At 63.7% G+C, this 12,427-nt stretch carries 12 protein-coding genes; 2 read left to right on the top strand and 10 right to left on the bottom strand.

What is annotated here, in order from left to right; translation table 11 throughout:
* Positions 1-57: 57 nt before the first annotated feature.
* The 3 genes from ade to IB265_RS33575 all read right to left on the bottom strand — a co-directional run bounded on the left by ade (position 58) and on the right by IB265_RS33575 (position 5,183).
* Positions 58-1,854: an adenine deaminase gene (gene ade / locus IB265_RS33565; protein ID WP_112994080.1), complete on the bottom strand. Its 1,797-nt coding sequence runs from the start codon at positions 1,852-1,854 to the stop codon at positions 58-60.
* A gap of 68 nt (positions 1,855-1,922) precedes the next feature.
* Positions 1,923-3,323 carry an NCS2 family permease gene (locus IB265_RS33570; protein ID WP_112994081.1) on the bottom strand — a complete coding sequence of 467 codons (1,401 nt, stop codon included), beginning with the start codon at positions 3,321-3,323 and terminating at the stop codon, positions 1,923-1,925.
* Positions 3,324-3,383: 60 nt separating this feature from the next.
* Positions 3,384-5,183 carry an adenine deaminase gene (locus tag IB265_RS33575; RefSeq protein ID WP_112994082.1) on the bottom strand — a complete coding sequence of 600 codons (1,800 nt, stop codon included), beginning with the start codon at positions 5,181-5,183 and terminating at the stop codon, positions 3,384-3,386.
* 111 nt (positions 5,184-5,294) lie between these two features.
* Between IB265_RS33575 and IB265_RS33580 the strand changes: the two genes are divergently transcribed.
* Positions 5,295-6,236, top strand: a complete 942-nt coding sequence (locus tag IB265_RS33580; protein ID WP_057255461.1) for a LysR family transcriptional regulator — start codon at positions 5,295-5,297, stop codon at positions 6,234-6,236.
* Between the two features lie 13 nt (positions 6,237-6,249).
* Here the strand turns inward: IB265_RS33580 and IB265_RS33585 are convergent, their stop codons facing one another.
* The 7 genes from IB265_RS33585 to IB265_RS33615 form a co-directional block, all read right to left on the bottom strand.
* Entirely contained in the window at positions 6,250-7,212 is a 963-nt protein-coding gene (locus IB265_RS33585; RefSeq protein ID WP_113132978.1) for a pyridoxal-phosphate dependent enzyme, read from the bottom strand.
* Entirely contained in the window at positions 7,209-8,186 is a 978-nt protein-coding gene (locus IB265_RS33590; RefSeq protein WP_112994084.1) for an ornithine cyclodeaminase family protein, read from the bottom strand. The genes IB265_RS33585 and IB265_RS33590 overlap by 4 nt, the downstream gene beginning before the upstream one ends.
* Positions 8,183-8,791, bottom strand: coding sequence for a transcriptional regulator (locus IB265_RS33595; protein WP_112994085.1), 609 nt, complete (start codon positions 8,789-8,791; stop codon positions 8,183-8,185). The genes IB265_RS33590 and IB265_RS33595 overlap by 4 nt, the downstream gene beginning before the upstream one ends.
* A gap of 184 nt (positions 8,792-8,975) precedes the next feature.
* Complete coding sequence (locus IB265_RS33600) at positions 8,976-9,488, bottom strand: DoxX family protein (protein ID WP_112994115.1); 513 nt, start codon at positions 9,486-9,488, stop codon at positions 8,976-8,978.
* Between the two features lie 7 nt (positions 9,489-9,495).
* On the bottom strand, positions 9,496-10,299 hold the full coding sequence (locus IB265_RS33605; RefSeq protein ID WP_375293106.1) for a putative DNA-binding domain-containing protein: 804 nt from the start codon (positions 10,297-10,299) through the stop codon (positions 9,496-9,498).
* Positions 10,286-11,212: a DUF692 family multinuclear iron-containing protein gene (locus IB265_RS33610; protein WP_192495987.1), complete on the bottom strand. Its 927-nt coding sequence runs from the start codon at positions 11,210-11,212 to the stop codon at positions 10,286-10,288. Before IB265_RS33610 ends, IB265_RS33605 begins: the two co-directional genes overlap by 14 nt.
* A 129-nt stretch (positions 11,213-11,341) precedes the next feature.
* Complete coding sequence (locus IB265_RS33615) at positions 11,342-11,665, bottom strand: DUF2282 domain-containing protein (RefSeq protein ID WP_058323170.1); 324 nt, start codon at positions 11,663-11,665, stop codon at positions 11,342-11,344.
* 225 nt (positions 11,666-11,890) lie between these two features.
* Here IB265_RS33615 and IB265_RS33620 point away from each other — a divergent pair, with 225 nt between their 5' ends.
* Positions 11,891-12,427 carry a sigma-70 family RNA polymerase sigma factor gene (locus IB265_RS33620; protein ID WP_112994087.1) on the top strand — a complete coding sequence of 179 codons (537 nt, stop codon included), beginning with the start codon at positions 11,891-11,893 and terminating at the stop codon, positions 12,425-12,427.

The following is a 12,427-nucleotide window of genomic DNA, read 5'->3' on the forward strand; positions in this document are numbered from 1 at the left end:
GCCTCGCGCGCTCAGGGATTGGCCGCCTGTATCAGCCGGCCGATTCCTTGGAGCGGGTCAGTGCGTGCTCAAGATCACGTCGGTCTTCTGGAAGGTCCGGACGTCGATCAGGCCCTTGTCCGAAATCCTGAGTTCCGGAATGACGACGAGGGCCAGCAGCGAGTGCTGCATGTAGGCGTTGTTCAAGTGGCAGCCGCAGGCGCGCATCGCCTCGACGATGGTCGCGGCCTTCTCGGCGACGATCTCCGCCCGCTGATCCGACATCAGGCCGGCAACGGGAAGTTCGACCAGAGCCAGCTCGCGGCCTTCCTTGATGACGACGATGCCGCCGCCGACCTCGTGTAGTCGGTTGGCGGCCTTGGCCATGTCCGCCTTGTTCGTGCCGACGACGATCATGTGGTGGCTGTCATGCGCGACCGTGCTGGCGATCGCGCAATCGCTGCCGTAGCCGAAGCCGGAGACGAAGGCGTTGACGACGTCCCCGGTGCCGCGGTGGCGTTCGACGAGCGCGATCTGGCAGATATCGTTGGCCCTATCCATCTGCACGAAGCCGTTTTCGATTGCGACCTCGGCCTCGAGCGCGCGCGTCGGCGCCTGGTTTTCGACGACGCCGATCACGTTCACCCGCGCCCTTGTAGCGCGTGCATTGGACGGGATGTCGAAATCCGCGGCGGCCAGCATCCGGCCGAGATGGACGGTGTTGCGGGCGCTTTCCGGATAGACATAGGCCGGGATGTCGCGCACCAGCGTCCCGCCTTCGGCCATGAGTTCGCCGCGGGCAAACACCATCTCGATCGGCAGGCCGGCAAGGTCGGAGGTGACGATCAGGTCCGCCCGCCGGCCCGGCGCGATCGATCCGAGCTCGCGCTCCAGGCCGAAATGCTGGGCGGTGTTGAGCGTTGCCATCTGGATGGCGGTGATCGGCTTCAGCCCCTGTGCGATCGCGTGGCGCACCACGCGGTTCATGTGTCCGTCATGAACTAGCGTGCCGGAATGGCTGTCGTCGGTGCAGAGCAGGAAATTGCGCGGATCGAGGCCGGATTCGGTGACGGCCTTGATCTGTGCGGCAACGTCGTACCAGGCCGAGCCGAGGCGCAGCATGGCGCGCATGCCCTGGCGAACGCGGGCGATCGCGTCGTCCACCGTCGTGCCTTCGTGGTCGTCGGCCGGGCCGCCGGCGGCATAAGCGTGGAATTCGCGGCCGAGATGCGGCGAGGCATAGTGCCCACCGACGGTCAGCCGCGCATCCTGGGTCGCGGCGATCTCGGCCATCATCTTCGGATCGTTGCCGGCGACACCGGGGAAGTTCATCATTTCGCCAAGGCCGATGACGTTCGGCCAGGCGAGCGCCTCGGCGACATCTTGAGCGGAAAGCTCGGCGCCGGCGGTCTCAAGGCCCGGCGCGCTCGGCACGCAGCTCGGCACCTGGACGAGCACGTTGACCGGCAGGCTCTGCGCTTCCTCGTTCATCAGCCGGACGCCATCGAGGCCGAGCACGTTGGCAATCTCGTGCGGGTCGATGAACATGGTGGTCGTTCCGTGCGGGATCACCGCGCGGGCAAATTCGGTGACGGTGACGAGACCGCTTTCGACATGCATGTGGGCGTCGCAGAGGCCGGGCACCAGGTAGCGGCCGTTCGCATCGACGACCTTGGTGTCGGCGCCGATCGTGTGGCCGGCGTCCGGGCCGACATAGGCGAAGCGGCCAGCTTTGACGGCGATATCGGTGCCGGGAATGATCTCGCCGGAATAGACGTTGACCCATTTTCCATTGCGGATCACGAGATCGGCCGGCTTGCGGCCCATGGCAACGTCGACCAGTTCGGGTGCGGTTCTCGACCAGGATTGAAGCATGACAGTTTCCTTCGAATGGGCGATGTCGGCGCCCTTCCATCAATGGGGGCGCCGAAGGATTTGCTGAGTTACTGGGTCTGGGCGACGAGCGCTGCGGCAAGCAGCGCGACGAACCACATGACCGGTCTTACATCGCCGGCCCGGCCGCAGACCAGCTTGATCAGCACATAGGCGATGATCGCAAGCGACAGGCCGAGCGTGATCGAGAAGGTGAGCGGGATCAACACGATCGCGAGGAACGCCGGGATCGCCTCATCGAGCGCGTTCCAGCGGATGTTGCTGATCGGCTCGGACATGAAGAGCCCGGTCAGGATCAGGACAGGTGCTGTCGCAACCGCAGGCACCAGCGACAAGAGCGGCGACAGGAAGAGGAAGGGCAGGAAGAGCAAGCCCGCAACCAGCGCGACGAGGCCGGTCCGGCCGCCTTGCTGGATGCCGGCGCCGGATTCGAGATAGACCGTGGCCGGGCTGGTGCCGAGCGGCGCCGAGATCAGTGCTGCGATCGCATCGACATGCATCGATTCGCGGATGTTTCGCGGCATGCCGGTCTCGTCCTTGAGGTCGGCGGCTTCGGCAAGGCCGAGGAAGGTGGACAGCGCCTCGATGAAATTGGTGAACAGGAAGACGAAGATGAAGGGCAGGTAGATCAGGTTCAGCGCGCCCAGGAGATCGATCTGGCCAACGAAGCTGAAATCCGGTGCGGCGGAGAAACCGCTCCAATTGACCAGCGTGTGCACATCAGGCGCCTCCGGCCAAAACGCGCTGCCGTCGCCCCACCAGCGGCCGATCGGGATCGCGAGGATCGTGGTCAGGATCATGCCGGCCATCATCGCGCCAGGAACCCGCCGCACCACCAGCGCGACCGTCAACACAAAGCCGGCGATGAAGGTGAGCGTCACCGGGTTGAACTGCGTCAGGCCGACGATCGTATCGGGATTGGCGACGATGAACTTGGCGTTTTCCAGGCCGATCAGCGCGATGAAGAGGCCGATGCCGCAGGCGATGCCATAGCGCAGATCGACCGGGATCGCCTCGATGATCGTCTGGCGCAGATTGAAGAACGCCATGACGGTAAAGAGCACGCCGGCCCAGAAGACGCAGCCGAGTGCGACTTCGAGCGGCACCTTGGCGCCGACCACCATGGTGTAGGCAAAGAGCGCATTGATGCCCATGCCGGGCGCCACCAGAATGGGGCTGCGCGCATAAAGCCCCATGGCGCAGCTGCCGATGAAGCTGACGAGCACCGTCGCCGTCACCCCTGCCGAAAACGGAATGCCGGCATGCGCAAGGATCGATGGATTGACGACGATCACGTAGGAGGCTGCGAGAAACGTCGTAAGCCCTGCAAGGATTTCGGTACGGACGGTGGAGCCGAAGCGTGAGATCTGGAAGTAGCGGTGGAGAAGCGCGTGAAGCCAGGATCCCCCCGGGCTAGGTGCCGCCTCCACGGACTTGTTCTGAATGTTCATTTTGTTCCCGTTTTTTGAAACGACGGAGGGGGCCGGCATGACCGGCCCCCTCCTTGAGCATTATTCCGCAGCTTCCGCGCGCTCGTCTCCGCTTGCGGGCGAAAACGGCGAGATCACCTTCAAGCCCACGCAATCGACGACGCCAAGGTCGGTGATCGCGTATTCCGGAATTGCCGTGATCTGCAGCACGAACATGTACATGAAAGGCCAGGGCAGCGGGCACCCGAGGGCTCGGGCCGCATCGTCGAGTTGGTCTTCCAGCGCCGCCATCTCGGCCGGTTCGATGTCGGAGACGATGCCGCCGATCGGTAGGTGCAGGAAGGCCTCGACCTTGCCGTTCCTGACCACGACCTGGCCGCCATTGTTGGCGATCAGGTGGTTGATGGCGACGCGCATGTCTTCGAGGTCGGCGCCGATGCAGATGATGTTGTTGTCATCGGGCGCGGTCGAGCTGGCAATCGCGCCTTCGCGCAAGCCGAAGCCGGAGGTGAAGGCGACCGGGCGGTTGCGGGTCTTGCCGTAACGTTCGACCACGGTGACATACTGGACGTCCTTCTGGGGGTCGGCGAAGACCTGGCCGTCCTTGACGGCAAGGGTCACGTCGCGACGGGTGCGCACGAAGATCTTTTCCGGCGTGACGGCGATCGCCAACGCCTCGGCCGTGTCGCCGGCGCCGTCATAGGCGACCTTGAGGTCGCCGGGCTGAAGCTGTGCGACCTTGACGGAGTTGAGCAGGGCAACGCTGCGCACCGGCGGCGTCAGCTCGATCGCCATCTTGCCGTCACGGGCGACCACTTCGCCCTTGGCGACGACCGTCTCGATGTTGAAATCGCGCAGGTCGTTGACGAGCAGGATGTCGGCGGCGCGGCCGGGCGAGATCGAACCCACCTTGTCGTCGATCCTGAGCGCATCGGCCCCATTGATCGTTGCCATCTGGATTGCTGCCATCGGCGAAATGCCTATGGCGATCGCCATGCGCACCATGTTGTCGAGATGGCCGCGCTTGAGGATGTCGCTTGCCACCACGTCGTCGGTGCAGAAGCTGATGCGCCGCAGCGCCTTCACGCCCATTTCCGTGACGATGCGCAGGTTGTCGGCGAGGAAATGGGAGATCGAGGATTCACGCACAACGACATGCATGCCGGCCCGCAGCTTTTCGAGCATCTCTTCCGGCGTGTAGCTTTCGTGATCGGCGCGAACGCCGGATTGCTGGTAGCCGTTAAGCCGTGCGCCGCGCGTCATCGGGCAGCAGCCAAGCACCGGCAGTCGGCTCTTCTCGGCGAGTTCAAGCGCCGCCAGCACGTCGGCGTCTTCTTCCTGGATGAACTCGCGCACCGTCTCCCAGATGCCGACGCATTCCGGCCAGTGGTGTGTCGCCTGGTGGTCGGCTGGGCTGAAGTAGTGGCCGACGGTCGAGCGCGGCATGGTGTAGGGCGTCTTGCAGGGCGCGCCCCAGAAGACTTTCAGCGGCGTCTGCTTGGCTTCATCGAGGAACTCGCGTGCCGCAGCCGGCCCGCCGACGACGATGATCTGGTCGAGGCCGGTGACGATCGAGGTCGTGCCGAGCGGAACGACGGCCTTGGCAAAGCTCGTCAGCGACATCTTCGAGCATTCGACATGCAGATGCCCGTCGATCATGCCCGGCGCGAGATATTTGCCCGTGGCGTCGACGATCTTGGTCTCAGGGCCGATATAGTCGGAGATGTCGCCGACGGCGATGATGCGTTCGCCATAAATGGCGACGTCGGCCTGATAGATTTCCTCCGAGACGACATTGACGAGGCGACCGCCCCGGATCGCCAGCGTTGCCTTGCCGCCGGTGCCTGATGCGGCGCGAATGAATTCTCTGATATCGCTCACTGGAACCTCTTCTCCCTTAGCTCCAGTGAATATTCCCAATTCCCATCCGTTTGCACAATGGGCCGAAATAGGCTAATTTCTGGACATATCATCCAAGATTTTGGACGAAATATGGATCTCTCGCTTATCGACTGCTTCGTAAAGGTTGCGGATTCCCGTTCGATTTCAGCGGCTTCCAGGCGGCATCGGCTGCCTAAGTCGACGCTCAGCCACAAGATCCGTCAGTTGGAGGACGAGTTCGGCATCGAGCTCTTCGTGCGCGAGGGGCACCAGCTGCATGTGACCGATGCGGGCGCCGAATTCCTGCGCTATGCACGGCTCATCCAGTCGAATTGTGACGATGCGGCAACCGCGATGGCGGAGATGCGCCAGGAGGTGGCAGGCACGCTGAGGGTCGGCTCGACAGGCGAATTCGGCACGACGATCACGTCGGAACTGCTCTACGCCTTTCGCCAGCAGTATCCCCAGGTCAATCTCGACGTCGTCTTTCTCTCCTCGCGTCGGCCGTTTTCCGATGTCACCGAACAGGCGCTCGACGGTATCTTCCACTGGGGCGAGCCGTCGGATGTGGATTACATCAGCCGGCGGCTTTCGGTCTCGTCCTATGGTCTCTTCGCCAGTCCGCAATACATCGCCCGCCACGGACAGCCGGAAAACCCGGACGAACTTGCCGGTCATCGCGGCCTCGTCTTCCGCCAGCCGACGCGGCTGCAATCCTGGTACCTGACGAGGCCTGGCGAGGACGAGGTGGACCTGCTACCAGCAGCCACCTGCACCACCAACGACTACTGGACGATCAAGTATTTCGCGGTGGCAGGCGAGGGCATCGCCTACCTGCCTGACTTCTTCGTCGAGACCGAGCGGCAGGCCGGCCTGCTGGAACCGGTGCTTCGCGACTGGCGCTCGCCGCAGACGGCGATCAACCTCATCTATTCGCGCCGCCGGCACGTGTCGAAACGCTTCAAGGCCTTCGTCGATTTCTGCATCGACTTCTATCGCGATCGGGATCGGGTGAAGATCCCGCGCTATTACGTCGAGCGGGTCAGCCTTTGACGCTGGTCGTCGCCTAGCGAAGCAATGTAGGCAGCATGCTCGCGCCATCGACATTGCCGCCGCAGAGCAGCACGACATTGGTCTGGCCGGCGTATTTTTCGGCGACCTGGCGGAAGCCGGCGAGCGCGAGGGCTGCAGCCCCTTCGACCAGCATATGCTCGTCCAGAAGCAGGTCGCGCATCGACGCTTCGATCTCCGCTTCCGTGCAGGTCACGACCTCATCGATGACGGCCATCGATAGCCCAAGCGTCACGCTGTCTTCATCGAGACCACCGGCGACCGCTTCGGCGAGCGTGTCGAGATGATCGGTTTCGACGACGCGGCCGGCTCTCATCGACACGGCGAGCGCCGCCGAGTTCGCGGCGGAAACGCCGATGACGCGGGTGTGCGGGCTGAAACTCTTCAGCACCGAGCCGATGCCGCTGATCAGCCCGCCGCCGCCCATGGCGACGAAGACATTGTCGATGCGTTCGGCCTGTTCCAGCAGTTCGAGCGCAATGGTTCCCTGTCCGGCGATGATCTCACGATCGTTGTAAGGCGAGACGTAGACACGCTTGTCCGATGCGGCCAGCCGCTGGGCTTCCTGTTCGGCGAGCCCTGTTTCGCCGCCGTGGAGAATGACATCGATGCCATAGGAGCGGATGCGTTCGAGCTTCGCCGCCTTGACGATCTCGGGCAAGACGACGGTCAGCTTCTGACCGATCGCGCTTGCCGCATGGGCAGCACCGATGCCGTGGTTGCCGGAGGAGGCGGTAATCACCCGCTGATCCCGCGGCAGCGACGTCATCTTGCTGATGGCACCTCGGATCTTGAAGGAGCCGGTCAGCTGCAGGTTCTCCGCCTTGAACAGCACAGTCGAGGATGTTTGCCGTCCGACTGCGCGCGAGGGGATCAGCGGCGTCTCATAGATGAACGGACGAATGCGCTGGCGCGCCTGGACGGAGCGAGCTGCTGTTTCGAAGATATTGGTGTTCACGGTGTTGTTCCTTCCATACGCCCGAGCAGGCCGAGTTCATCGAGGACGGTTCGGGCGATGGCGATGTCCTGCGTCGCGATCCCCGTCAGGTCGGCGATGGTGATGTCCTGGTCCGAGCCTCGGCCTTGTGTTGCACCGGAAAGCACTGCACCGAGCGCCACGCAGTGGCCTTCGCCGATCGATCCTGCCCGCGCAGCGGCGGAGAATTCGCCGTGATCTAGGCATTGCTCGGAGAGATCGACGAAAAGCCGATCGGCGCGGGCAACGAGCGCGATGTCGAGCTCCTGCTTGCCCGGCGCATCCGCACCCATGGCGGTGATGTGCGTGCCGGGAGCTATCCAGTCCGACCGGATCAGCGGCTCTTTCGAGGGTGTCGTCGTCACGATCGCATCGGATTGGCGGCACAGCGCTTCCAAGTCGGTTGTCGCCTCGATGGAAAGATCAAGGTCCGCAAGATCGGCTCGTACTGCGGCTATCTTTTCCGGTGACCGTCCCCAGACGGTGAAATGAAGTTTTCGATCCGAGAGCGCGGCGAGCGCGCGGATCTGGATACGCGCCTGCGTGCCGGTGCCGACGATCCCGACCGAGCGGGTGTCGCTGCGCCACAAGGCCATGGTCGCGATGGCACCGCCGATGCCGGTGCGCAGATCGGTCAGCAAGCCCTTGTCGTCGAGCACCGCGACCACGTCTCCGGTCTCGGCGGAGATTGCAACCATCATGCCGTTGCTGGATGGCAGCCCCCTGGTCGGGTTGTCATAGAAACCGGACGCGATCTTCACGACGAAGATCGGATCGCCTTCGATGTAGCCGTACTTGATATGGCAATCGGCATTGCGGCCGTTGAGCGGCAGGTAGCTGACCGGCGGCAGGTTGGCGCGGCCATCGGTCACGGCAATATAGGCGTCGCTGATCGCCGGGGCCGCGAGTGTCAGCAAGGGCAGGCTCGCGAGTTTTTCGCGGTCGATGACGATCATGGTGCGCTGCCCCCGCTCAGATATTTGTAGACGGTCGCCCGGCCCATGCCGAGGATGCGGGAGATGTAGGAGGCGGCGTTCTTGCCGCCGAAGGCACCATCGGAGGAAAGGGCGATCACCAGCGCCTGCTTGTCGGTCCGGCTCATGGCCGAGATCGTCAGCCTGCGGGACGCCGTCCATTGCTGGACATACTCGTTGACGCGCTCGTGCCAGTCCTCCTTGAACAGGCTCTCCGGCTTGTCGGTGACCGGCACGCGGACAAGCGCGTTGAGCGTGCGGAGCGCCGCGTGGAAGTCTGAGACATCGGCGTTGATGCAGAGCACACCGATCGCCTTGTTGGTCATATCGCGCAGCACGGCGCTGATCGACTTGATCGAGCGGCCGTCCCAATTGACCTTCTCGTAGGGGCCGATGATCCCGTCCGCTTCCTTGAAACCGATCTCGCTGAGCAGCGAGGGTTCGCCGATTTCCCGCTTGGAGAAATTCCCTGCGATATGGATGACGGTTTCGGTTGCGAGATCGTGCAGCACGACTTCGGCATAGGGCTGGAACAGCAAGGCAATCGCGTCGCAGACTAGGATATGCGGGCGGAGTTCGGGGTTCACGGCCTTCCCTTTCTTCAGGAACCGCCCTTAAATCACGTGTAGACTAAAATGTCTATATTGGACTTAATGTCTGCGAATCTTGAAAACCGCGACGGTGGCGTGCGATGATATTCGCACGCCGCCGTCGATGCTGCCGTGGGGATCAGGTTTGGCGCACGCAGGTGATGCGGGCGCCGGAATGGGCTCAGCTTTTGTAGGGGTCTCCGCGCCAGGCGCAGAGCAGGTGGTCAAGTGACAGCTTGCCGGGACCGGAGGCCATGAGGCCGAGTGCCATCGCCGCCCAGGTGATGTGGATGGGCCAGCCATCCGGCACGGTCAGCTGTACCACTGCGGTCATCACCAGCAGGCCGAGTGCGGCAAAGCGGGTTGCCAGACCGAACACCAGCAGGATCGGCAGAAGGATCTCGGCCGAACCCGCGGTAAAGGCCATGGCGGCTGGCGCCGGATAGGGGTAGGGCCCGCCGGGAAGATGCAGCTGGAACTCCGACCTGAAGAGCAGCACGGCGACGTCGTTCAACTGTAGGAAGCCGTCCCACTTGCTCATGCCGGACCGGAAGAACGGCACCGCCAGGCCAAAGCGCAGGACGAGTTGCGCGAGCCAGAGAGGAGCGAGCGCGCCGACCGCCCGGTTCGCACGGCGGGCCCAGTGCGACAGGTCGGTGGCATTGACGCTGTTTCGGGAGCTGGATGCGGACATCATGGTTTCATCCTCCGTAATGAATGGCCGAAAAGGCGCCGGCCTCGAGCGCCGTTGCGATGACGGCGGCAAGGTCGAGCGAGGGATACTGGCTTGCTGCTTCCGTTGCCGCCGTGGCCAGGGGAACGCCAGACAGCAACCGGACGAGCAGAATGTCGGCTCCGGGTGTGAGGTTGCGGACAGCCACCTCCAGTTCCGGGCGGGTGATCAGCGCGCTTTCCGGCGCCAAGGTCTCGATGCGGTCGACCGGTCCGCTCGCCCGGTTGACGGCAAAGATGGTTACGGCCGGATAGTCGGAACGGACGATCCGGGTCGCCGGGTGCGCCTCGAAGACGGCGTCGCCGAGCCGGTTCGGCGGAACGGCGGCGAGAGCATCGGGCGTCAGCGCCGGCCTATCGGCGGCGTGATAGGCATCGAGCCAGGCGCGTTCGATCCGCGCCACATCGGCAAGCCAGGGCATCGATTGCCCGTACTCATAGCGGGCAATGAAATCGGGAAAGTCCCGGCCGTACTCGAAGAGCAGCGGCGAGGTCGGTGGCGTTTCTCGCACATGAAAACGCGCCATGGCGCGAAAGAAGGTTTCGCCGGTGATACGCTCAGTCGCCGGAAAGGTCGCCGCCAGCGCCTCGATCAGGCTGACGGTGACGTTGTTGCGGTAGACGTTGAAGCGCTTGACCGCCGCCTTGCCGTTCGGGCCGGAGACCAGCGCCGGCGTCTGCTGTTCCGGATCAAGAAGCGGCGGCACGAAGCGGGCGACATAACTGCCGGCGGCGCCAACGGGCGCGGTGGGTATTCTGCTAGGCGCTTGCACGGAACTTCTCCCGTGACGTCACCTGCGCATGGCGGTCGAGGATCCGTTGTGCGGCCGTGGCCTCGCGCTTCAGCACCGGCCAGTCGGGAATGGCGCTGTCCCATTCGATCAGCGTCGGGATGGGGCCGGTCCGGGCGATGACCAGCTCATAGAGTTTCCAGACGGCATCGGCGACCGGCCCGTTATGGCTGTCGATCAGCAACAACTCGCCCTCGTCGTCCTGCTGTTCCGCATGCCCGGCGAGATGGATCTCACCGACATGCTTCAGCGGAAAGTCCCCGAGATAGTCGAGCGCGGAGTAACCCTGGTTGGTGGCCGAGACGAAGACGTTGTTGACGTCGAGCAGCAGCCCGCAACCGGTGCGTCTTACCAGTTCGCGAATGAACGCCGTCTCGTTCATCGTCGATTCCCGGAAGGTGACATAGGTTGAGGGATTTTCGAGCAGCAGCCGGCGGCCGATCGTCTCCTGGACCTCGTCGATATGATCGGCGACGCGAGCGGCGGTCGCCTCGGTGTAGGGCAGCGGCAAGAGGTCGTTGTAGGAGGTGGTTTCGTGGGTCGACCAAGCGAGATGCTCGGAGACGAGGGCCGGTTCGTAGCGTTCGATCAGGTCCTTGAACCGGGCGAGATGCGTCTGGTCCAGCGGTTGCGGCCCGCCGATCGACATGCAGACGCCGTGCAGCGAGACTGGAAAGTCCTCGCGGATCCGGGCAAGTGCTGCATGCGGCGCGCCCCCGGCACCCATGTAGTTTTCCGCGTGAACCTCGAAGAAACCGCCCGGCGCATCGTCGGCAAGGATCGCCGGCAGGTGCTGGTGCTTGAAGCTGGTTCCCGCCAGCCCGACGATTCCATGTTTCGGCAGACGCTGGCTCACCAAGGCAAACCGGCCGCCGTATCCTGTTGAAGTGCTCATCGCCAATCCTGTTCCATGCCCGTGTGGGGTTCGGTGGCGGGCGATTGCATGCCTTGGCTCACCACCGTTTGGTGAACGTCCGTGCGGAACGGGAAGCGGTTGCCCGCTCCCGTTCAGCTCTGTGATGGATCAGGACGGCATGTCGCGGGCGAGCGGCTGCGGCGAACCCTTGCGGCCGTCAGGCAATTCCATGGTTGTGCAGGTACCGCCATCGACGAACTTCCAGGCGTTGCCCTGATAGTCGACCGTGGACGTGGCCTGGCAGGTCGTGCCCGGTCCGGCGGCGCAATCGTTGTGACCCTTGAGGGCGACGCCGAAGCACTTTTCCTTGCCCGCATCCATCGCGCTCTTGACCTGTGCTTCGGTGAGCGGTGCCGCGGTCGCGAGCGTCGACAGTGCGGCGGCAACCGCGCTTGCGAGCATTGCGCTGCTGATCGTGGACTTCATGGACATCATTCTATCTCCGTGTTGAACTCATCCCGTGCGTCCTGTCTCAGGCGCACATCAGGTCTTTCGTCGCGGAGACAGGGGACGTTACATAACGTTGGCAACACGCTTTCGTGATGCGTTCGCGAGCGGTCACGATGATGTCAGCCGGCTTGACAGCGCTGCCCATGCGAATTTGGGATGAGTGTGTAACAAACGCCTGGAATCAGCGAATGGGGAGGAAAGGCGCGGGTGAGCGGCGCGGACGACGAACATCTCGCAAGACTGCTTCGCCAGGCCGTGGCCGGTGACGAGAAGGCCTATGGCGACTTCCTGCGCGATGCAGCGCCTGTGATCCGCGGTTGGGCGCGGCGGTGGACCGTGGGCGGCGGCGTCGATGCGGAGGATATCGTCCAGGAGGCGCTGCTGGCGGTGCACGTCAAGCGTCATACCTGGCGAGACGATGCGCCTGTTATCCCTTGGCTCCATGCGATCGCCAGGCACAAATTCGTCGATGCCGTCCGGCGGCAGGCCCGCCGCCCGACGGTGGGCATCGAGGAATATGAAGAAACTCTTGCGAGCGTCGAAACCGAAAAGGCTCGCGATTGGGAGATCGGCCGGGCGCTGGAGGGCCTCGCACCCGGGCAACGGTCGGTCGTCAACGCGATCTCGATCGAAGGCTGCACGGTCGCCGAAACGGCGCAGAGACTGGATATGAACGAAACGGCGGTTCGCGTGGCGCTTCACCGCGGCCTTGCGGCAATCGCCCGCCGATTTGGACGAAGCTGA

The organism is Ensifer sp. ENS10 (assembly GCF_014852025.1).
GTDB lineage: Bacteria > Pseudomonadota > Alphaproteobacteria > Rhizobiales > Rhizobiaceae > Ensifer.

What these genes read in the sequence shown, in the direction of transcription:
- ade (WP_112994080.1), bottom strand. Translation starts at nt 1,854, where the DNA reads ATGCTTCAATCCTGGTCGAGAACCGCACCCGAACTGGTCGACGTTGCC.
- IB265_RS33570 (WP_112994081.1), bottom strand. Translation starts at nt 3,323, where the DNA reads ATGAACATTCAGAACAAGTCCGTGGAGGCGGCACCTAGCCCGGGGGGA.
- IB265_RS33580 (WP_057255461.1), top strand. Translation starts at nt 5,295, where the DNA reads ATGGATCTCTCGCTTATCGACTGCTTCGTAAAGGTTGCGGATTCCCGT.
- IB265_RS33590 (WP_112994084.1), bottom strand. Translation starts at nt 8,186, where the DNA reads ATGATCGTCATCGACCGCGAAAAACTCGCGAGCCTGCCCTTGCTGACA.
- IB265_RS33600 (WP_112994115.1), bottom strand. Translation starts at nt 9,488, where the DNA reads ATGTCCGCATCCAGCTCCCGAAACAGCGTCAATGCCACCGACCTGTCG.
- IB265_RS33610 (WP_192495987.1), bottom strand. Translation starts at nt 11,212, where the DNA reads ATGAGCACTTCAACAGGATACGGCGGCCGGTTTGCCTTGGTGAGCCAG.
- IB265_RS33615 (WP_058323170.1), bottom strand. Translation starts at nt 11,665, where the DNA reads ATGTCCATGAAGTCCACGATCAGCAGCGCAATGCTCGCAAGCGCGGTT.